This window comes from Pararhizobium gei, assembly GCF_029223885.1.
Classification (GTDB): Bacteria; Pseudomonadota; Alphaproteobacteria; order Rhizobiales; family Rhizobiaceae; genus Pararhizobium; species Pararhizobium gei.
This window is the reverse complement of the sequence record NZ_CP119409.1, coordinates 902,127-923,313: the sequence shown is the minus strand read 5'-3', so window position 1 is coordinate 923,313 and position 21,187 is coordinate 902,127. Positions and strand designations below refer to the sequence as shown.

Annotated in this window: 20 protein-coding genes and 1 pseudogene; 18 read left to right on the top strand and 3 right to left on the bottom strand. The window is 58.5% G+C overall.

All coding sequences use genetic code 11. The features are described 5' to 3' along the window. Positions 1-5 precede the first annotated feature (5 nt). Genes PY308_RS04300 through PY308_RS04265 form a run of 8 tightly spaced genes read left to right on the top strand, consistent with a single transcriptional unit; the run spans position 6 to position 6,253 of the window. Entirely contained in the window at positions 6-308 is a 303-nt protein-coding gene (locus PY308_RS04300) for a head-tail connector protein (RefSeq protein WP_275788579.1), read from the top strand. Next, positions 298-714, top strand: coding sequence for an HK97-gp10 family putative phage morphogenesis protein (locus PY308_RS04295; RefSeq protein ID WP_275788575.1), 417 nt, complete (start codon positions 298-300; stop codon positions 712-714). Before PY308_RS04300 ends, PY308_RS04295 begins: the two co-directional genes overlap by 11 nt. Next, positions 714-1,127: a DUF3168 domain-containing protein gene (locus PY308_RS04290; RefSeq protein WP_275788572.1), complete on the top strand. Its 414-nt coding sequence runs from the start codon at positions 714-716 to the stop codon at positions 1,125-1,127. The genes PY308_RS04295 and PY308_RS04290 overlap by 1 nt, the downstream gene beginning before the upstream one ends. Next, positions 1,124-1,444, top strand: a complete 321-nt coding sequence (locus PY308_RS04285; RefSeq protein ID WP_275788570.1) for a phage head closure protein — start codon at positions 1,124-1,126, stop codon at positions 1,442-1,444. Before PY308_RS04290 ends, PY308_RS04285 begins: the two co-directional genes overlap by 4 nt. After that, on the top strand, positions 1,441-1,866 hold the full coding sequence (locus tag PY308_RS04280) for a phage terminase small subunit P27 family (RefSeq protein ID WP_275788568.1): 426 nt from the start codon (positions 1,441-1,443) through the stop codon (positions 1,864-1,866). The genes PY308_RS04285 and PY308_RS04280 overlap by 4 nt, the downstream gene beginning before the upstream one ends. Further along, complete coding sequence (locus PY308_RS04275; RefSeq protein WP_275788566.1) at positions 1,847-3,439, top strand: terminase large subunit; 1,593 nt, start codon at positions 1,847-1,849, stop codon at positions 3,437-3,439. The genes PY308_RS04280 and PY308_RS04275 overlap by 20 nt, the downstream gene beginning before the upstream one ends. Further along, positions 3,432-5,900 (top strand): M15 family metallopeptidase, encoded by a 2,469-nt coding sequence (locus PY308_RS04270; RefSeq protein WP_275788563.1) that lies wholly within the window; start codon positions 3,432-3,434, stop codon positions 5,898-5,900. Before PY308_RS04275 ends, PY308_RS04270 begins: the two co-directional genes overlap by 8 nt. Next, positions 5,897-6,253, top strand: a complete 357-nt coding sequence (locus PY308_RS04265) for a phage tail assembly chaperone (RefSeq protein WP_275788561.1) — start codon at positions 5,897-5,899, stop codon at positions 6,251-6,253. The genes PY308_RS04270 and PY308_RS04265 overlap by 4 nt, the downstream gene beginning before the upstream one ends. A 650-nt stretch (positions 6,254-6,903) precedes the next feature. Here PY308_RS04265 and PY308_RS04260 read toward each other — a convergent pair. Beyond that, a complete protein-coding gene (locus tag PY308_RS04260; RefSeq protein WP_275788557.1) occupies positions 6,904-7,146 on the bottom strand; it encodes a hypothetical protein in 243 nt (80 codons plus the stop codon). Between the two features lie 62 nt (positions 7,147-7,208). Beyond that, entirely contained in the window at positions 7,209-7,400 is a 192-nt protein-coding gene (locus tag PY308_RS04255) for a hypothetical protein (RefSeq protein ID WP_275788554.1), read from the bottom strand. A gap of 527 nt (positions 7,401-7,927) precedes the next feature. Here PY308_RS04255 and PY308_RS04250 point away from each other — a divergent pair. From PY308_RS04250 to PY308_RS04220, 8 genes and pseudogenes are all read left to right on the top strand, one after another. Continuing rightward, positions 7,928-8,182: a hypothetical protein gene (locus tag PY308_RS04250; RefSeq protein ID WP_275788551.1), complete on the top strand. Its 255-nt coding sequence runs from the start codon at positions 7,928-7,930 to the stop codon at positions 8,180-8,182. Further along, the gene (locus PY308_RS04245; RefSeq protein WP_275788548.1) at positions 8,179-8,436 is read left to right on the top strand and encodes a hypothetical protein; all 258 of its coding nucleotides are present in this window, start codon (positions 8,179-8,181) and stop codon (positions 8,434-8,436) included. The genes PY308_RS04250 and PY308_RS04245 overlap by 4 nt, the downstream gene beginning before the upstream one ends. After that, the gene (locus PY308_RS04240) at positions 8,436-8,621 is read left to right on the top strand and encodes a hypothetical protein (RefSeq protein ID WP_275788546.1); all 186 of its coding nucleotides are present in this window, start codon (positions 8,436-8,438) and stop codon (positions 8,619-8,621) included. Before PY308_RS04245 ends, PY308_RS04240 begins: the two co-directional genes overlap by 1 nt. Before the next feature lie 147 nt (positions 8,622-8,768). Next, positions 8,769-9,632: a MerR family transcriptional regulator gene (locus PY308_RS04235; RefSeq protein ID WP_275788543.1), complete on the top strand. Its 864-nt coding sequence runs from the start codon at positions 8,769-8,771 to the stop codon at positions 9,630-9,632. Further along, the gene (locus PY308_RS04230; RefSeq protein ID WP_275788541.1) at positions 9,622-9,798 is read left to right on the top strand and encodes a helix-turn-helix domain-containing protein; all 177 of its coding nucleotides are present in this window, start codon (positions 9,622-9,624) and stop codon (positions 9,796-9,798) included. Before PY308_RS04235 ends, PY308_RS04230 begins: the two co-directional genes overlap by 11 nt. A 3-nt stretch (positions 9,799-9,801) precedes the next feature. Then, positions 9,802-9,900 (top strand): annotated as a pseudogene (locus PY308_RS22935) (hypothetical protein); the annotation flags it as partial. Positions 9,901-9,965: 65 nt separating this feature from the next. Further along, the gene (locus tag PY308_RS04225; RefSeq protein ID WP_275788538.1) at positions 9,966-11,003 is read left to right on the top strand and encodes a tyrosine-type recombinase/integrase; all 1,038 of its coding nucleotides are present in this window, start codon (positions 9,966-9,968) and stop codon (positions 11,001-11,003) included. A 213-nt stretch (positions 11,004-11,216) separates the two neighbouring features. After that, positions 11,217-11,402 carry a hypothetical protein gene (locus PY308_RS04220; protein ID WP_275788536.1) on the top strand — a complete coding sequence of 62 codons (186 nt, stop codon included), beginning with the start codon at positions 11,217-11,219 and terminating at the stop codon, positions 11,400-11,402. Here the strand turns inward: PY308_RS04220 and PY308_RS04215 are convergent. Next, positions 11,381-11,806, bottom strand: a complete 426-nt coding sequence (locus tag PY308_RS04215; protein WP_275788532.1) for a hypothetical protein — start codon at positions 11,804-11,806, stop codon at positions 11,381-11,383. The two genes, PY308_RS04220 and PY308_RS04215, sit on opposite strands and share 22 nt — an antisense overlap. Positions 11,807-12,187: 381 nt before the next feature. Here PY308_RS04215 and PY308_RS04210 point away from each other — a divergent pair, with 381 nt between their 5' ends. Together PY308_RS04210 and PY308_RS04205 are read left to right on the top strand one after the other, a co-directional pair. Then, positions 12,188-19,750, top strand: coding sequence for a type I polyketide synthase (locus PY308_RS04210; RefSeq protein WP_275788530.1), 7,563 nt, complete (start codon positions 12,188-12,190; stop codon positions 19,748-19,750). Continuing rightward, positions 19,747-21,159, top strand: a complete 1,413-nt coding sequence (locus PY308_RS04205) for an aminotransferase class I/II-fold pyridoxal phosphate-dependent enzyme (RefSeq protein ID WP_275788528.1) — start codon at positions 19,747-19,749, stop codon at positions 21,157-21,159. Before PY308_RS04210 ends, PY308_RS04205 begins: the two co-directional genes overlap by 4 nt. Positions 21,160-21,187 lie beyond the last annotated feature (28 nt).

Sequence of the window (21,187 nt, the reverse complement as noted above, 5' to 3'; positions counted from 1 at the left end):
CCACCATGATCATCGATCTTGCGACCGCGAAAAAGCATCTGAACATCGTCGATGATACCGACGACGATCTGATCGGTCGCAAGATCGATGCTGCCGAAAGCTTCATCAATCGACGCCTGGGCTTTGTCATGGAGACAGCCTATCCCGATGGTGTACCGGCCGATCTTCAGGAAGCAATCCTGCAGCTGGTCGCGCACTGGTACGAAAACCGGGAGGCCGTGCTTGTCGGCTTCTCCTCGCAAAACCTGCCGAACGGCCTCGACGACATCATTCGAGAATATCGGGAGTACAGCTTCGATGTCGAATGACGGTGGCCTTTCCCGGTTTCAACAGCGCATGCGGGCTATACCGCTGGCCGTGCGGGAGGCTGCGCAGCCGGCGATAATAAAATCTGCCGAGGAAACTGCAGCCGTCATGCGCTCGCTCGCTCCGGAAGATACCGGCGCTCTGAAGGAAAGCATCGAAGTCACCGCGCCGGGGCAGGCGACGCCACCTTATTCGCAGCCCGGCGGGAGCCGCGTGTCCGGTCCTCTGGAGTCGGTGATCACCGTTGGCAACACCGATGTCCGTTATCCGCACCTTGTCGAGTACGGGACGAGCGACACCCCGGCACATCCGTTCTTCTGGCCTGGCTTCCGCCTCAACCGCAAGCGCGCCACGAACCGCATCAAGCGTGCGATCGGCAAGGCCGTCCGCGATCACTGGGGGAAATGATGAGCGTCGAACTCGCCGTCCAGATCGCCTTGCGCGCCCGCTTCACGTCCACCCCGGCCGTGTCCGCCCTGGTGCCCGCCAATCACATTCTCGACCGCAATGCCCGGCCGGCGCCCGATCCGTCCATCATTCTCGGAGAGGATCAGACGGTTGACGATGGCAATTCGGTAAAGCGAGATCGCCACCTTGTCTATTCGACAATTCACCTTTGGAAGCGCGAGGCCTCGACGGCTGGCGTCAAGGCGATCGCCTGGGCGATGCGCAACGCGCTGCGCGCCGGCCGCCTTAATCTCGGCTCGTCCTTTCATTGCGTCGATTGCCGCGTGTCTTCCCAACGGTTCATGCGTGATCCCGATGGGGAAACGAGCCATGGCGTGTTGACGATCGAGACGCTTGCCGAGGAGGTTGCATGAGATCCGGGCGCCTCGACCGCACGATCACCGTGCAACGCTCCACCGAAAGCATCGATGCCGCCGGTACGCCGTCCTTTGTCTGGAGCGATGTCGCGACCGTTCGCGCAGAGATCATCGAAGCCAGCGCGCAGGAGTTCATTCGCGCCAGTGGCGAGAACACCGAGGCCGTCACGATCTTTCGCATTCGGTTCCTCGACGGAATAGCGACCGATGACCGCGTGCTGTTCGACGGCCGGCTGCACAACATCCGACAGATAACCGAGATCCGGCGGCGCAAGGGGCTTGAGCTCCGCACAATCGAATGGAGGCCGTCGTGAGCACGAAGGGCCGCAAAGCCGACCTCAAGGTGATCGAAGGCGGCAAGGCCGAGGTCTCCCCTGTTCCAGCCCATATCCCGGCTGAGATGCATCCGGACTGGCTTGATGTGTGCGAGGATCTACGCGGCCGGAAAATGCTGACCAATGCGATGAGCGGTTCCATCGACGCCTACATCATGGCGTTGTGGAACATGCGCAAGGCACAGGAGGCGCTCGACAAGCATGGGCCGCTGATCGATGGCGGCAAGGGCATTCTCAAGGTCAACCCGGCGTCCAGCATGCTCGGGAAGGCACAGTCGGCTGTGTTGCGCCTTTCCGCAGAGCTGGGCCTGACGCCGGCGTCGCGGTCCCGGCCGAAGATGAAGGGCGACCGGGAGCCGAGTGCAGAGGGAGACCTGTTCGGTGACCTCATGGATTTTTGACGACACGCCGATCGACGACCCGTTCGGCTACGGGGAACGGGCCGTCCAGTTCCTGCGTCTTCTAAAGCATCCTAAATCGACCCTACCGAACCTCGCCTTCGATCTCTCGCCATGGCAGGAACGCATCGTGCGCGCCATCTACGGGCCGCGCCATCCGGACGGCCGGCGTATCATCCGCACCGTCGCAATGCTCCTGCCACGCGGCAACCGCAAAACATCCCTTGGCGCGGCCTTGGCATTGCTCCACACGATCGGCCCGGAGAGCGTTCCTCATGGCGAAAGCATGGTGGCGGCGTCCGATCGGTCGCAAGCGCGCATTGCCTATGCCGAGGCCTATTCGATCATCGAAGCCGAGGCCCGGTTTTACGGCAAGCTGCGCCTCACTGATTCCAAGAATCGTATCCAGAACCCGAAAAAGGGGTCATTCTTCGAAGCGATCTCGGCCGATGCGAGAACCGCCCACGGTCATACGCCGGTCTTTGCCCTGGTCGACGAGCTGCACGCATGGCCGAAACGCGATCTGTGGGAGGCGATCAAGAGCGGTCTCGTCAAGGTTCCCAACTCGCTGTTGATGGTGATCAGCACCGCCGGCCGGGGACAGGAGAACCTCGCATTCGAATTCTACGACTATGCCCGCAAGGTGGCGCGCGGCGAAGTCATCGATCCGACCTGGCTGCCGGTCCTGTTCGAAACGCCACGTGATGCCGATTGGCAGGATGAGGCGGTCTGGTATGCGGCCAATCCCGGCCTTGCCTACGGATATCCCGATATCGCCGGCTTGCGCCAGCTGGCACGCGAAGCGGCCGAGATCCCGGCCGAGCGTTCGGCATTCCAGCAGCTTAATCTCAATATGTGGCTGGACGGTTCGGCTGATCCTTTCGTTGATATGATGGTCTATGACGAAGGCAGCTTCCCCGTCGATCTCGACGCGCTGGAAGGACAACCGTGTTGGCTTGGTGTTGACCTGTCGTCCACGACCGATCTCACCTGCATTGTCGCCGCCTGGCGCAATGGTGAAGACGGCTTCATTGTCCATCCATGGTTCTTCTGTCCGGAGGAGAGGCTGCGGGAACGTGGCGAGCGCGACAAGGTTTCCTATCCGCTGTGGGCCGAACAGGATCTGATAACCCCGACGCCCGGCAATGTCGTCGATTTCCGGTATGTCGAGGATCAGATCCGCGAAATCTGCGCCCGCTTCAATGTCCGTGAAATCGCCTTCGATCCTCACCTCGCCCGCAACACGCTCAACACCTTGCTCGACGAGGGCTTGCCAGCCGTCGAGATGCGGCAGGGCTGGATCACGATGGCGCCGGCGGTGAAGGAACTGGAGCGCGCCATTGTCGGCCGGCGCTTCATTCATGGCGGCCATGCCGTTCTTCGGTGGAATTTCGAAAACATCGTGATCGAAATCGACAAGGCCGGGAACAAGAGTTTCCACAAGGGAAAGAGCCGCGAGAAGATTGATGGCGCGGTTGCGACCGCCATGGCCGTGGCGCGGTGCGCCGCCGGCGACAGCGGCGTTTCCAGCTACGAGACTTTCGAGGGTGACATAGAGGAGTGGTCTTATGTCTGACGATACCGAACGCCTGGTCGTGTCGCTCGAGGCGCGAATTCGCGACTTCGAAAAGAATTTCCAGAAGGCTGAGCGCACGGGCTCTCGAACCTATCAGCAGCTGCAGGCCGGATCGTCCAGGGCCACGCGGGTCATGGAAGCCGACATGGCGCGATCGACCAGCCGCATCAACCAGGCTCTGGCGACCACCTCGACCCGCATCGGCACATTTGGAAAGGCGTTTGCCGGCGGCTTTGTCGGCTCGCTTACCGGCCTCGGTCTTGCCGGGATCGTCGGCGGGCTCGGCAAGGTCGCGCAGAGCGTGGCCGAAATCGGCGACCAGGCGAAGATTGCCGGCGTCAACATCAAGGCTTTCCAGGAGCTGAAATATGTGGCCGAACAGAACCGCATCGGCGTGGACGCGCTTACCGATGGCCTGAAGGAACTCAACCTGCGCGCCGACGAATTCATTTCGACGGGGCAGGGCTCGGCTGCGGAATCGTTCCAGCGCCTGGGATATGATGCCAGGACGCTTGCCGAGAAACTCAAAGACCCGTCCGCATTGTTCACCGAGATCATCGGCAAGCTCGAACGTCTCGACAAGGCCGCACAGATCCGCATTTCCGACGAGCTGTTCGGCGGGAGCGGCGGCGAACAGTTCGTCAAGCTGATCGCGCAGGGTGAGGCCGGGATCAGGGACACCATCAAGGCCGCCAACGATCTCGGTATCGTCATGGATGAACAGATGATCAAAAAGGCCGAAGAGGTCGATCGCAAGTTCCAGACGATCGTGACCACGGTCGGGAGTGCCTTGAAGGGCGCGATCGTGGACGCCGCAAGTTCGCTCGGCACGTTCATCGACATGCTGAACGACGTTGACAAGCGCTCGAAGTCCACGATCGAAACGCAGCTGCAGGACAAGAGGGACCTTCTCGCCAAGACCGAGCGCTCCGACATGGCGAAGTTTGTGGTTGATGGCGCGCACGGCGAAGGGATCGCCAACCTTCGCAAGGAAATCATCGATCTTGAGAATGAACTGAAGCGCCGAACCACGGAAGGTTTGCGGACGAGGTTGCTGCAGCAGGCTGACCAGATGCGGGGGCTGAATATTCCAAAGGGCGGGCGCCTGCCGGCCACGCCGACGCCGGGCGCATCTTCCTCGACCAAGGCCGGTGACACTGACCTGCGAAACTATCTGGCGCCCGGCCGGGGTGCGGCGCATGTGGATGGACTGGCTTCGGCATTCGAGGCCAAGCTGACGAAGATGATCGAGAACCTTCCCGATCACCTCAAGGGCCAGGTCACCATCAACAGCGGTTTCCGTTCCGTCGAACGGCAGGAACAGCTCTGGCAACAGGCCCTGGAAAAATATGGATCGGTGGAGGCGGCTCGAAAATGGGTGGCGCCGCCGGGCAACAGCCAGCACAACAAGGGCAACGCGGCCGATCTTGGCTATGGCTCGGATCAGGCAAAGCAGTGGGCGCATCAGAACGCCGGTCAATTTGGGCTGTCCTTCCCGCTTGGCAACGAAGATTGGCATGTCGAGGATGCCGACGCCCGCAAAGGTGCGATGGCAGACAAGACCCGCGACCTTGAGGAGCGCGGCGCCGCCTATGACGACATCATGGCGAAGGCTCGCGAATTTATCGCCGAACAGAGCCTGGAAGGCCGGGCGCTCGACATGACAAAGGCAGCGGCGGCCCGCCTTCGCTATGAGCAAGAGTTGTTGAACGAGGCCAAGAGCGCCGGCATCACCCTTTCGCCACCACAGATTGACAGCCTGAAAGCTCTCGCTGCCGAGATGGCGGCTGCGGAAGCGCAGACCGTGCGCCTCGCGGAACGGCAACAGGAATTGAAGGATGCCGCGGCGGAGTTCGGTGCAATCGGCAAAAGCGTAGCCAAGGGTTTTGTCCAGGACCTCATGCAGGGAGCTTCTGCCGCCGACGCCTTGAAGGGCGCACTTACCCGCCTGGCTGAAAGTCTCGCAGACAGGCTTCTGGACAGAGTGTTCGACGATATGTTCGCCGGACTGGCTTCAATGGGCGGCGGCGGCGGTGGCATCGGCGGTTGGCTCGCTAACATGTTCAGCGGTGCGTTCGTGCCGAACGGCGCGCAGGCAACCTGGGCAGCTGGTGGCGGGATAGGCATGTTTGCCAAAGGTGGAATTTCCGACCGTCCCGCGATCTTCGGAGAGGCAGGACCGGAGGCGGCGGTGCCTTTGCCAGACGGCCGGCGCATTCCCGTCCAGCTGGATATGCGTGGTGGCATGGGACAGCCGCAGCAACGCGCCGTCAATCGTCAGATCAATGTCTATAACGCCCCGCCCGGCACGACTGTCGTGGAGGAGGAAGACGCGCATGGCAATGAAAAGGTCAACGTCACCTTCTCGAAAATTGCAGCGAGCGAGGCGCGGCGTCCCGGTTCGGCTCTGAACAAAACGCTGCGCGGCATGGGTGCGCAAGCACCGAGGGTGCGCCGATGAACCTGTCGGATCGACTTTGCCAGACACTCCGGAAACGCCTGGAAAGCGGCGGGAAGCCGCGGCTTCCGGCTGGTGGTCAAATGCTGTGGGCGTGGTTTTGCGACCTCAGCCGGTCCCGCAGCTACCATGCCGCCGGGCCGAACCCGATCAGCTTCGTGGAGATCGCGGCCTATCGCGACCTTCACCGAATTCCGATGGATGTGCGCCATGTCGAAATCTTGCGAGCCATGGACGAGGTTTATCTCGAATCCACGATGAAGCGAACGGCGCCGGCGGAGGACGGCACAAAGAGGATGCCGAAACCGCTTGATCAGCCGATGTGGAGCGGCCTCTTTGACGCAATGTTTGGGTGAACGATATGGGTTGGTGGAGCAATACGAGATCTAAACAGAAGCTGTTCCAAAAGGGGTGGACCGCCGGATATACGGACTATCGCCATGGGCCAAGACGGCCAATATCACTTGCGCCCGTCTTCAAAAAGACCGAACGCGTCATCATGGTGGATTCGATCCTCGATACGATGAGAGAATGGAGATTTTCGCCGTTCGAGAACGAGGGGGCGGTTCGAGCCGGATTGCGATCGTCATTGTGTCTTGCCGGCCATCAATGGGCATCGGCCGATGCCGAGGCTGCAAGCCTTGTGACAGAGGCTCTACGCTATCTCGGCGGTGAGCGCCCCTCGTGGATCGAAGGGCAGCGGGAATACTCGGCCTCTCCGGATTTCTGTTCATGGTGCCAAGCGCCCCTTGAAGATGATTTGAGAAACCTCGGCGGCACTCGGAAATTTTGCACAGAAGAGTGTGCTCGCTCCGCGATCGTTCAGCGCAGTCTAACGCGGGTCCGCTTCGAAAGCACCGCCTACAGCGAGGCGGCGAACATGATCCAGCGATTACGCCTACGCCCGAAAGATTGCGCTGAATGTAAAAAGCCGTTCAGACCGCGCTCCATAGAAGCGATATATTGCACAAGGGAATGCCTTCACCAATCGAAGAGGATAGCGCCGCTACTGACATGCGAGACCTGCAGCACCGGTTTTCGCAGCAGCAATATTCGAAAACTGAACGGCGGGCGCTTTTGCAGTTCGGCATGCTACATTGCCAAAAGAAGTGAACGTCGCGTCGAATGCTGCTGCCACGAATGCGGGATACTCTTCACGGCCAATAGCCCGACCGCCAAGTTTTGCAGCGGCCGCTGCAAATCGGCAAAGGCGAACCTTGTCCGCAAACTGCGTGCCGTTCCAGCGCATGACAATGTTACCTATCTTACGGCGGAGATTTTCGACGGGTGGTTTCAGAGGGCGGCTTAGTTTTACACGGCTTCCAATATGAATCGAGGCGGTGCAGATGTCCCAGTCAAAAATGAGACTGAACTGCCGGGATGCAGGATTATCTCAAGTTCCGCGCCGTCGTGGAGGCAAATCCGCAGTTTTTTCGCGGCATCAAAATTGGTGTCGATAATTACTGCCTCGCCGGCAACAACGGGGATGTTTAGAATTTCCATCTCACTCTCCTGGGTAGGCACGGTGGCAATTTTAGCCGCCGTGCTTAACATTCATCGCTCAAGTGAGGCAAGTATGCCAGAGACTGCTAAGTTATTGCAATATAACAGATTTTTTATTTTATAGAATGTTGTAAACAAACGAGAAAATGTAGCAACTGACGACATTTAAAGGTCGCAGGTGACGACCAATAAGTATTCCAGGCGGGAATACTTTCACGGCAAGCCGTCACCCTTTGCGAGGGTGCGCTTGTCAGATGGTAACAAATCAGGCAGCATGGTCAGTGGGTGTCGAAACCCTGACCGCGATAAGCAGAACCTCGATTGGCGTCGAAGGATCTGCTGAGGCGTGAGAGCCTCGGTGGCTCTTGACGCATGGCAACGCTTTGGCGAGCGTTTGCAACCCGACCAATATGGCCGGGGGCGAACGCTATGTCCAGAGGGCAACCTTAAAATCGTTCGACCTGTCTCGCGGCAGGTTTCGACCCCCCGGCTGTCGGTCTGTCACCGGCATTGGAAAGCGTCCCCCTGTGGAACGCTTTCCCCGGCTGTCGAAAGCCGGTTTCAAACCGCGAGTGAAGAACATGAATGCTCATGAACGGGGCTATGTGCCCGCAAATAATCAACGGCTTTTTCGACAGATGGTTGAAAACGATATCGAGCGCCTGATCGCGCTGCTCGATAGGATGGACGGCGACTGCGACCTTGAAGACGACGCTGCTGGGGAAGATTGCGGCGATGCGGAGCCGGACGATGCAGCCCGCATCGAGGAGTTTGCATCATGACAATCAAGCTCGAAAAAGCGGAGATCTCGGCCGCATATGACGCGCTGCTCGCTGCATCCTCAATCTGCCGTCTTGCACAGTGCGTTGTGGACCAGGTCGTTGATGAACTTCCCGCTAATCATGTCGCCGGCAGCCATGTGGCAGACTTGTCCGACACAGCCCGTTGCCTTGCGACGGTAATCAAACAGCTTTCCATCGTCTCCGAGTTCATGAGCAGTATGGAATTTCGGGCTGACCGAGGGGAGTTTCGTTGATGGCAATGGAGAACGATGACCGCCTCGATATTGTCGATGCAATCGACGCTGTCGATGACCTACTACAAGCGCTGATGTTGCTCATCACTGCGAACGTCGAAAAGGCTTATAGTGGGCCTCTTTCAGCTGTACTTCAGGAAGCCCAAGCTCACCTCTACAACGCCCGGAAAATCGCTGATCCCTGACGCCCGGCCAGTGGTGCGGAAGCTCCGCACCACTTCCTGCACGGATCAAGAAAATATTAATCATGATCGCTAACGAAATCGAGTCCAGTGCCATATTGAAACTCTATCGACTCCGTGTTAGTCATGTGACAAATGGAGAGTCGAATTATGATTTTGGACCCTGATGATTACCGCTTCACCATGGCAGAGGTTGTCGGTGAATCTACTACTAACCTGATGAACCTCCGTAACTGGATGGCGCGTGACGTGATCCGAATTGGTCAGAAGCACAAGCTGGGCCGATGGCTCTTCTCGCTTCAGGATGTCATTCGTGTGCGCGTGATCGAAAATTTGACAAAGCTGACTGGAATGGCGCCGGCAGACGCTAACCCTATCGCCGATCATGTCGTAGCGCGTTTTCGCGAACTCGTTTCACGTGATGATGACGGTCGCTTCAACGTTTGCCGAACGATTTCAGTTGAAAGGCTTGCTGGTAGAAGAGGGTTGGTTCTCACTGGAGGGCAAACAGTTTTCTCCTGCTTCTACAATGAGGCGGGTGAGCTCAAGGTACAGTATACCGCTGATCACGTCATTGATTTCAGTGAATACGGGACCGCTCCTTACCTAATGGTGCCGATGGACGAAATGATTGGGCAGATCGTCATGTCGTTCACGACCGAAGCTGCCGAAGAAGCTGGGGTAAGGGTCTCTCCGGATGATTTCGAGTTTGTGAAGAAAAGCGACGTTGACCCTTTTGTCCAAGTCTGGACCTTGAATGGAATGGTCTCTTGGTACGCCCGGCACGAAGACGCTCGCGGTGGTGAAGCGACCGCAGGATTTGAGCCGCAGCTATCGGCCGGAGGTCAGGCGATCGTCGATAAGCTCGACAAGCTCGTCGCTACCGCACGTTTGAAAAAGCGGCTTTTGATGGAGGCTGGCTCTGAAGAGGAGAAGCGAAAATTTAGGGTCGAAGTCAGGGAAGCTATGGCTGCACTCGATGTGCTTCGTAAGGAGTTGTCCGATGAAAAATGACCGTATTCTGAGTTTGAAAGAAATTGCCCATCAGCTCGGTTGCAGCACACGAACGGTGCGGCGCTACCATGCCGACGGGAAACTGAAGACGTTTCAGGCGGGCGGAGCCAGCTCGACGATCAAGATGCGCAAGGTCGATCTCGATCGCGTGATAAGGGGGAAATAGCGGATGGCGCTGCCCGTATTGCACACGCTGGACGACGTAGCCGCGACCCTCCATATTTCCCGGCGAAAGCTGCAGGATCTCCTCAAGGAACATCCGTTCGGCCGCAAGGCGGGCCGCCGTGTTATCTTTTCCGATGCCGATGTAAAAGCTCTAATCGAGGCGCTGCCATGCCAATTAAAGTCGTTGCGAACCGCTACGGCGGAACAAACTGGTATCTCCGCGGCACCCTCCGAGGCGTCACTGTTGATGAAACTACAGGCACTGACGACCGGCAAAGGGCGGAAGAAATCCGGATCAAAAGGGAGGGGGAAATCCTCGACCGTGGTATCCATGGCGTGCGAAAAACAACGACGTTCCTTGAAGCCAGCGTGACCTATCTCGAAGCTGGCGGCGATAGTCGGTTCGTCGATATCGTTGCCAAGCACTTTGGCTCTACGACGTTGGACAATATCGATCAGCGTGCAATCGACCGTGCGGCTATGAAGCTCTACCCCATTGCGTCGCCGGCCACTCGGAACCGACAGGTTTATACGCCCATATCGGCCATCCTCAATCACGCGGCAAAGGACAAGCTTTGTGATCGGCCGATGATAGAGCGTCCCAAGCAACCGAAAGGCCGGGTCCGCTGGATTACGCCAGACGAGGCAAGCGAGCTGATTAACGCATGTTCGCCGCACCTGAAGCCGCTGGTCATCTTCCTGCTCTACACGGGCGCACGGTTGTCAGAAGCACTGTATCTGGATTGGCGGGATATCGACCTTTCTCGCGCGCATGTCGCATTCCTCGACACTAAAACAGATGACGATCGCGGTGTTCCGCTGCATCCCGGCGTCGTCGCAGCGCTCGCAAACCTCAAGCATCGTAAGGGTGCGGTTTTCCTCACGAACAAGGGAAGGCCTTACGAGGTGAAAGAAGATGGGGGCGGCCAGATCAAGACAGGCTTTAGCGGCGCGTGCCGGCGGGCGGGAATTTTAAAGTTCACTCCCCATGATTGCCGGCATACCTGGGCGACATGGCACTACGCTGCAAACCGCGATCTAATCGCGCTTATGAAGCTTGGTGGGTGGAAATCCGAACGTATGGTTTTGCGTTATGCACACGTGAACGTGTCTAATTTTGCGGCCTCCATAAACTCGCTTCCTTGGGGAAAATCCGGGGACAGTGAAAGTGAAGTTGAAAATAGTGAAAGGAAAACGGTATGTTAAGTAATACTAAGAACATACTTGGTAAGGGAGAGGCCGAGAGTTCAAATCTCTCTAGCAGCACCATTGCGAAAACCGTTATTTTTATCTCCGAAAATTGCCTGTCTATGAGATTTTTTACCGGCTCCCGGGCCTGTCTTGACGTTTCGACAAAAATAGAACATATAGTGAACATAATTGATCTGACTTCTCCGCCACCCAGGTTTCAAGAGGCTGATGATGCGACATATTGATGAGATTACCGAGAGAACGCAGGCGGTCCTGGCGCAATCGAGGGCGTTCAGGGAACGGACGCAGGCAATGCGGCAGGAGCACAAGGCGTTGATTGAGCGCGCCTCCATCAAGTCGGGCCAGCTCCATTTCGTCTTCGCCTCCCCGGGTCAGGACAGCGCGAAACATTGAGCAGTGCAGATGCCAGCCGTTCGTTCTGCAGCCATGCTGGAGCGCTGGATCCGAGTGCTGGCGCGACCAGACGGGTCATGCGGCGGCGGCCCAAAAAGATCAAAGTGACAAAGTGTGAAGCCAATTTTGCCGGCCGCATCTGCAGACCATGTCGAATTCCGATCTGCGCAGGGTGCGCGACGGTGGGGGTCGACTTTATCTTCCAGGATCCGATGATCCTCGCCGAATCCGGTGGACTTGAACAAGTCTTTCCGGAACACCGCATCCTTTATCAGCGATTTTCGACGGACGTGCCGATGAAGCGGAAAAGGCGGTGCCGCGGCACTTGGAATGCCTCCCGGAATTGCGCCTTCGAAGACCGCGTCCTTGATCATTTGTTTTGATCTGCAGCTTGGAACATCCATGGAACCATCCTATCGCAGTTGCGAAAGTAATGCGATTCGAACGGAATAGGCCCCCTATCCGTGTCATTCGGCAGAGCAAACCGGCCCATGAGAGCAATCACCCCAAAATTATCTGTTGCTTAAAAAGCCTGGTAGCGCGATTGTGGAACCCGTTGTCCACAAAGGATTACACAGTGTTTCTATAAGTGTTTCGGGTTCTTTCGCATGTGCGTAACAGGGTTGAATGCTTTGTAACTTACGGTAAAAGAGTGCTATGCCGGGATCTTTCGAAGCCGCTCGAAGATAAGCGGGGCGGTCACACAGGGAAGTTGCGATTGCGTTTTTGCGTATCAGATGCGATCAGCAGGGTCAGTCACAGCAGCTTAGAGCGTTTGATAAAATATGACAGTTGAGATCATAGGGCGCGCATGCCTTGCTCCCGGGGCCGATTCACCGCAGGCGCTTTTTCGGGTTCTGCGTCAGGGAAAGTGCACCGTGACACGCGTGCCGTCCGACCGCTGGGATCTCGCGCGATTCTGGCATCCGGTCATCGGCAATCCTGGCAAGACCTATTCCTTTGCAGCAGGCGTGCTCGACAGCATCTATGATTTCGATCCGGCTGTCTTCAACATGTCGCAGCGCGAAGCCATGTATATGGATCCGCAGCAGCGTGTTCTTCTGCAGCTTGCATGGCGGGCCTTGGAAGATGCCAATATTTCCCTTACCTCGCTCCAGGGCGAAAATGTCGGCGTCTATATCGGTGCGTCCAGCCTCGACCACGCGAACCTGACCGTCGAGGATCCGTCTGCCGCCGGTCCTTATTTCATGACAGGCAATACGCTTTCGATCGTTTCCAATCGCATCTCTCATGTTTTTGGTCTCAGCGGTCCCAGCATGACGATCGACACCGCCTGTTCGTCATCTATTGTTGCGCTTGACCAAGCGATGCGGGCGATGAGCACCGGCGAGATCGACACCGCCATTGTCGGCGGCATCAACATTCTGGCTCATCCCTTGTCTTTCGTCGGCTTTGCCCAGGCCCGCATGCTGTCGCCGGAGGGGCTTTGCCGCGCCTATGACAATGACGGGGCCGGCTATGTGCGCGCTGAAGGCGGGGTCGTCTTCGTCCTGCGCCGCTCGGACCGGGCGCGGCAGGAAAGGGACCGGAGCTACGCCCGGATCATTGCAACGGGCGTCAATTCCGCGGGCCGCACCAATGGCATTTCGCTGCCGTCGCGCGAAGCCCAGGCAAATCTCCTGCGCTCGATCTATCAGGGCAACAATATCGATGCCAACCAGGTGGCCTTCGTCGAAGGACATGGGACCGGCACCAAGGTCGGTGACCCGGCGGAAGTCTGGTCGATCGGCACTGTCATCGGCACAAACCGCGGCGCGCCCGTCCCGATCGGGTCGATCAAATCCAACATCGGCCATACCGAGCCGGCTTCTGGCCTGTTTGGCATGCTCAAGGCGATGATGGCCCTTGAAAACAACTATCTGCCGGCATCGCTGCATTTCGAGACGCCGAACGAAAATATTGATTTCGACGCGCTCAATGTGCGCGTTACGGCCAATCCGATCGAGCTTCTGAGGGGCAAGCGCGCCCGGCTCGCCGGTATCAATTCCTTCGGATTTGGTGGCGCGAACGCCCATGTCGTGATCAGCGATCCCGAGCCCGTCCAGGAAGAGCGCGGCCGCAGCAGCGCGGCCGGGCATGTATTCATGGCCAGTGCCCATACCCTCAAAAGCCTGGAAGAACTGCTGAAATCCTACAAGTCATCCTTCGCCAAGGCGTCGAAGGAAAATGCGCATGCCATCATCGCAGCTTCGGGCGCAAACCGGACGCAGATGCGGTTTCGCTTTGCTGCCCGCAGCGACAATCCGGAAGATATTGCCCGCGCCATCGCAGCCCAGCTGGAAAAGCCCGGCTCGGATATCGGCGAAATGGGAGAGGCCGTCACCAAGGACGCAAAGGTTGCCTTCGTATTCTCCGGAAACGGTTCGCAATGGGCCGGCATGGGTGTGGAAGCGTTTCGCGAAAACCTGCATTTTCGCCAGTGTTTCACCTCCGTCAGCGCACTGTTCAAGTTCCATTCGGATATCGTTCTGACGGATCTCCTGACCGATCCTGAGCTTGATAAGAAACTCTCCGACACCAAGGTGGCGCAGCCGTTGCTGTTTGCCGTGCAGGCCGCCCTGTCGGATTCGCTGGTTGCGATGGGTATCAAGCCGACGGCTGTCTTTGGCCATTCGGTCGGCGAAATCGCCGCCGCCTATGCGGCAGGCGCGCTTTCCCTTGTCGACGCGGTTTCCATCGTCGCCAAGCGGTCGCTTCATCAGGCGCCTCTGGCCGGGCTTGGAACCATGGCAGCCGTCATGCTCGGGGAAGAAGCTGCGGAAGCCTTTGCCGAGGCACGTGGTTTCACGCAGATCTGCATCGCTGCGATCAATGCCCACAACTCGGTAACCATATCTGGTCCCGCCGAAGAAGTTTCGGCTTTCCGCGACGCGGCCCGCAAGGCGAAGATCCCGGCCCAGATCCTCGACATCAACTACCCGTTCCATCACCCGATCATCGATCGGGCAAAAGCCGCATTTGTGGCCGACATTCCGGATATCGCGCCTCGGAAGTCTGATCTCGCCTATCTGTCGACGGTTACCGGCAGCCGGTTGGACGGAGATCAGCTCGACCCCGACTACTGGTGGAGGAATGTCCGCGAACCCGTGCGCTTCGAAGCGGCGACGGAAGCCGCGATTGCCTTGGGATGCACCCTGTTCATCGAGGTGTCGCCCCGGCCGATCCTGTCGAGCTATGTTAAGGAGACCGTGAAACGCGGCTCCCTGCCGGGCACCGTCATTCCGACCCTGTTGCGGGATGCTGGCGAAAAGGGAAAGGATCCGATCGCAGGCGCAATGGCACGCGCCATTGCGCATGGGGCGAAATTTGACGAAGCAAGGATTTTCGGCAAGCGAAATGCCTTTGTTCGCCTGCCCAGTCTTCCGTTCGAATGGATGGAACTGCGACCGCCTGTTACCAGCGACGCCACGGATATGTTCGGGCGCAACCACAGGACGCCTTATACGCTTGCAGGATGGCGGTCCGACCTGAATGGCGGCAGCTGGAAAAATCATCTGGATGCACATCTGTTTCCGGATCTTGCGGAACATGTCGTTGACGGCAAAGCCATTCTTCCCGGTAGCGGCTTCATTGAAATTGCGATTTCCGCCACCCAGCAATATTACGGCACGCCCGAGGTCACCATTACCAATCTGGAGATCATGCGGCCTCTGGAACTGTCCGAAACCCGCATCATGGAAGTCTCGACCATTCTGTCTCCCGAAACCGGGGACATCGAGATTCGTTCACGCGAGCGTCTATCGGAGGATGACTGGACCGTGAATGCGGTGGCGCGCTGCCGTAAACCCATCGCTGCAGACGAAGCATCAATGATCGATCCGCTGGCCGGCGTCGAGAAAACCACGACGGTGCTTGCCGAAAGGGCCTATGAGACTGCCCGCCAATTCGGTCTCGACTATGGTCCGAACTTCCAGCTTCTGTCTCGCGCTACGGCCTACGGCAACCATTTGGTCGAAGTCGATCTAAAGGTGCCGCAGCGGGCGGGCAACCCCTTCGTGAGCTATAGCCTCAACCCGATTTCGATCGATGCGACCTTTCACGGGCTTGTCGCCCTGTTCGAACGTTTCACCGGCCAGGCTGGCGGTGCGCCCTATATTCCTGTGCGTTTCGGGTCCGTGCGCGTCATCAAATCCGGTCTGACCGTGACGCGTGCCGTGGTGGAAATAGAACGCATCAGCGCCAACTCGATCAAGGCAAATTTCCGCTTCTTCGGAGAAGACGGTACTGTTGCAGCCGTGTTTGAGGATTGCCGCTTCCGACGCACCTATCTGCGCCAGCACAAGACGCTGGACATGCTGTCATTCCATTACGAGGCCATACCTTCCACGCATCCTGCACCGGCCGTCATAGCCGAAGGAAGAAAGCCGCTCTCATTGCCGCTGGTGTCCGATATCGAAAGCACCGGCATCGACAACACGACACTGCTTTTCAACGCGGCCATCTACCGTGCCTGCCACGAAATCGCGCTCAAACTTGCGGGGGAAACCGGGAAGGTGGATACGCGCGCCCTTCCTGGCGATTTCGCGTTTCGTTGCTTCCTCGCAAACTGCCTCTATGTCCTCGAAGATGCAGGCCTGTGCGAACACAGGGGCGCAAGCTGGACCATTGCGCCGGAGTTTTCCCTTCCGCCGGTCGGCGACATTCTGAAGGAACTCTACAGTGACCGTTCCGACCGGGCCGTCGAGGCTATCCTGATCAACAATACCTATGTCGAGGCGCTCGATCGCATCGGCAGCCTGCCGGTCACTCCTCCCGACCATGAGGGAGATCTTCCGAACAAGCTGCCAAGCTTTATCAGCGAGGCGAGTCTTGATCACCAGACCACCCATTCGGAATCCACCCGCCTGAGAACCGAACTCCTTCTGACCGCTATCGAGAAGGCCTTGGACAAGGCTGGCGCGCCCTTGCGTATTCTCGAAACCGGCACAGTTTCCGTCGCCTTCACGCGGCGGCTGGCGCGACTGGCTGCAAAGTTCAATGGATCTCTGCTCGTTGTCGAGCCACGCGAAAACGCGCAACGCAACCTTGAGATAGCCTTTGAAACAGAAGCGCATGTCAAGATCCTGAAAAAGGACCAGTTCGGGTCACTTCCTGCATTCGATCTCATGGTGAGCGCATCGGATTCGGTTTTCACGCTGCTTGACGAGGATCTCACCATCCGTGCAGCGATCCATGGCAGCTTATCCAACAATGCCCTTCTTCTCGCCGCGACGAATGCTCCGACGGTCTTCAGCGACTTCGCCTTCGGTCTGACGGAGGGTTGGTTTGCCCGCACGCAGACCGTTGATTTCCCGGTTGGCAAGCTTCCCGGTGTATCCCAGTGGCAAAAATATCTGACCGATCTCGGCATGGGTCCTGCGACAGTTGAAGATTATGAACTGCCGCACGGCAATATCATCGTCGTGGAAGCGCAAGGCGCAGGCAGCAATGCCGACGCTCCCGCGGCGCCCCCTCTGGAGGTCCAAGGACCGGTTCTGGTTCTGCACCATGGCAATGACTCCAGCCTGCAGAAATTGCTGGCCGCCGTTGGGAAGACCGCTCAGCCGGCACTCATTGCGGTTCAAATGACCGGCGAGCTGGAAGCCGACAAGACCCGGATACTGGAAGTCGTGGAAAGGCTGGGCGGGACGCCGGTGCGCGCTGTCTATTTGTCCAATGATGGCCCCAGACGCCGGACGGATGACTCGCAGAACCTGCAGAACCGCGTGCTGGCACTCAGCGCGTTTGCCGAAGCTTTGCGTCACAGCTATTCGGGCCTGGAACTATCCGGTGAGCAACGTCCGCGCCTTGTGATCGCCGCTCCGGGGGGATCCCCGGTGACTGCCGGTCATACCGAGGGGACGTCGGGTTTCTGTGTCAACAGCGGGATTTGGACTTTTGCCCGAACCTTGCAGAATGAATATGACTTCCTCAATATTCATTCGCTCGATTTCACCGTTTCCGCCGTCAATGCCCAGCTTGCGGCCGCAAAGGAAATCTTGAAGACGGACTGCGCCAACCGCGAATGGCTGTTGGACGGCAAGACGGGCGCACTCTGTGAAATACGCGCTGTGCCCGGTCCTGTGGAGCTCAGCGCACGCAAGACGAATGGGTTCACCGCGGCAACAATTCGCCAGCGTGTCAGCTCTCAGGTCGGCAGCATCGTCTGGGAAGAGTCCATCATTCCGCAACCGGGAGCCAACGACGTCGTCGTCGAAGTGGCAGCAACCGGTCTGAACTTCCGCGACGTAATGTGGGCTATGGGCCTGCTTCCTGAAGAAGCGCTTGAGGACGGCTTTGCCGGTGCGACGATCGGCATGGAACTGTCCGGCCGTGTGGTCGCGATCGGCAGCGGCGTGCGCGACCTTTCGGTCGGCGACGCAGTGATGGCCATAGGTCCCGCCGCCTTCTCGACCCATGCGGTCGTGTCGCGGTCGGGCGTTGCCAAACTGCCTGAAACCGTCAGTCCTATTGCGGCTGCAACCGTGCCGGTGGCTTTTCTGACCGCCTATTACGCGATGATCGAACTCGGGCGCATCCGTGCCGGAGAGACGATCCTCATTCACGGTGCGGCAGGCGGCGTCGGCCTTGCGGCTCTGCAGGTTGCCAAGCTCGCCGGTGCCAAGGTTCTCGCCACCGCCGGAACGCGCGAAAAGCGGCGCTTCCTGAAGATGCTCGGTGCCGACCATGTTTTCGATTCGCGATCATTGTCCTTCGTCAATGAGGTTCGTGCCGTAACCAACGGAGAGGGTGTGGATCTGGTTCTCAACTCGCTGTTCGCGGAAGCGATGGAACTGAGCTTGTCTTTGGTTAAACCGTTCGGACGATTCCTGGAACTTGGCAAACGTGATTATTATGCCGATAGCAAGATCGGGCTACGGCCTTTCCGCCGCAATGTCAGCTATTTCGGCATCGATGCCGACCAATTGCTGGTCAATGCCCCGGACCTGACGAAACGCATCTTCACGGAGATCGGTGCGCTGTTCGAGGAAGGCAAGTTGACACCCCTTCCCTATCGCGCCTTCCGCTTCGACGAAATCCGCAATGCTTTCCGTCTGATGCAGAATGCAGGGCATATCGGCAAGATCGTGGTCTTGCCGCCGGTTGCCGGCCGGGACGAAGTGGCCGTCCGGCCAGCCGAGAAGCTGCCAGTCGACAGGACCGGCGTTCATCTTGTGGTGGGCGGCATCGGCGGGTTCGGGCTTGCTGCAGCCAAATGGCTTGTGGCGAAAGGCGCGCGCCATATTGCGCTGTGTACCCGCCGCGGCGTGGCCGATCCGGAGACACTGGATGCCATCAAGCGCTGGGAAAACAACGGCGTTTCGGCGACAGTTCATGCCTGCGACGTGACGGACGAGACCGCTGCCGGGAAACTCCTGAAAGAGATCCGCCAGATCGGACCGCTCAAATCCGTGATCCACGCGGCCATGGTGCTGGACGATGCGCTGATCGGCAATCTGAGCCGCGAACGCAACCAGCCGGTCATCGATGTCAAGGTCAAGGGTGCGGCCATACTCGATCGCCTGACCCGGTCGGATACTCTGCAATTCTTCATCATGTTTTCCTCGGCGACCACCATGGTCGGAAATCCTGGTCAGGCGAACTATGTCGCTGCAAACGGCTATATGGAAGGGCTTGCCCGTGCCCGCAGGCGCGAAGGCCTGCCCGGTCTCGCCATCGGCTTCGGTGCGATCGCCGACGCCGGCTACCTCTCGCAGAACACCGATATCAACGACATCCTGTCCAAGCGAATCGGTAAGACGGCCCTGAAGGCGCAGGTCGCTCTTGAGCAGGTCGAGGCTTACATGCGCTCTGATCCGGGCACGGTGGATGCCGCGGCTGTCATAATTGCGGAGTTGGACTGGAATGCGGCCCGCAGTCTTCCGATATCGAAGAACGCCCTGTTCGAGGTCATCATGCGAGCCGCCGATCAGGCATCCGCCGGCGGCGAAGGCCATGCTATGGATCTCACCGCAATGATCGAGGGAAAGACGCAGCAGCAGGCCGAGGATATTCTTTACGATCTGGTGGCCGGCGAAATTGCTGCCATCCTTCGCGTGTCCAAGGACACGATTTCTCCGAGCAAGATTCTCAAGGAAATCGGCCTCGACAGCCTCATGGCAGTCGAACTGGGTATCAGCTTCCAGCAGAATACCGGTTTTGACATGCCTCTGAGCGGCGTTGCCGACAATACCACCGTCGGCGATGTCGCCCGCAAGCTTTATGAGAAAGTCAGCAAGCACGGGGCCGGCGGCTCGGACGAGAACGAGCCTATCGAGACCAAGCTGGCCAGCGATCTGGCTCAGCGCCATGTCGGTGCCGGACTGGAGAAAGTGGCAAGTCAATGAGAGACGACGAACTGTCAAGCGCCTCGAAGATGAACAGCAGCGTGAAGGAAAGCCTGCTGGACCGTATGCGCAATGCGCATCAATCGTCGGAGAAGAACCGCATGGCGCGTTCGGAACGGGACGTTCCGGCGCCCGTCAGACGCAGGCAGGCGAGCTTCGAGGATCTGCCGGAATATAAGCAGGTCCAGACACAGAGGGCGGCAAGCGAGCAGCTCGGTATCGATAATCCTTTCTATCGCGCACACCAGACCGCCGCCGGTGCCACAACCATCATCGACGGGCGCGAACTGATCAACTTCGCATCCTATGACTATCTCGGCCTCAACCGGCACCCGCATGTGCTCTCCAGGGCCAAGGATGCCATCAGCAATTTCGGCATCTCGGCATCCGCCAGCCGGCTCGTCGCCGGCGAGCGGCCGATGCATGCGGAGTTGGAGAAGCGTATCGCGGCTTTCTACGGCGTCGAGGCGGCAGTCTGTTTCGTCAGCGGCTATCTCACCAATGTCGCAGCGATCAGCTGTCTCATGGGACCGAAGGACCTGGTGGTCCATGACGAGTTCATTCACAACAGCGCGCTGGCCGGCATCAAACTGTCCGGCGCGACGCGGCGCCTGTTCAAGCACAACGATCCAGGCGACCTGGAGCATGTGCTTCGGACGGTAGCAGGCGATTACCGCCGCATTCTGGTGGTCGTCGAAGGCGTCTATTCGATGGACGGCGACATCGCCAATATTCCTGCCATCTTGAAACTAAAAGCCGAGTATGGCTTCTGGTTGATGGTCGATGAAGCCCATTCGCTCGGGATTCTGGGTGAAAGCGGGCGTGGAACCAGCGAATATTTCGGCTTTGCGCCCGACGAGGTCGATATCTGGATGGGCACGCTCTCCAAGACGACATCGAGTTGTGGCGGTTACATTGCCGGCAGCGCGGCACTTGCTGAGGTTTTGAAGTCGAGTGCCGGCGGCTTCGTCTACAGCGTCGGTCTTGCTCCCGCACTTACGGCATCGGCGATCGCCAGCCTTGATATTCTTGAAAGCGAGCCCGCACGGGTTGCTCGGCTTCGAAAGAACGGCGCTCTTTTCCTGAAGCTGGCACAGGAAGCCGGGCTTGATGTCGGTCTAAGCGCAGGATTTTCGGTCGTTCCCGTGCTTGTCGGGGATTCGCTGCGGGCCGTGCAGTTATCGAATGACCTGCTCGCTGCCGGCGTGAATGCCTTGCCGATCATTCACCCGGCGGTACCGGAAGGCATGGCGCGGCTTCGTTTCTTCATCACCAGCGATCATACGGAAGAGCAGATAGCGCTGACCGTGACGTTGACTGCCGAAAAACTGAATCAGCTTGCTGCCCGCAATTTCGGCCTCGGCTCGATCGATATGCAGCAAATGATGAAAATGCTGGCCGCGGGGTGACAGTGCGCCGGGATCATGGATGCTCCTG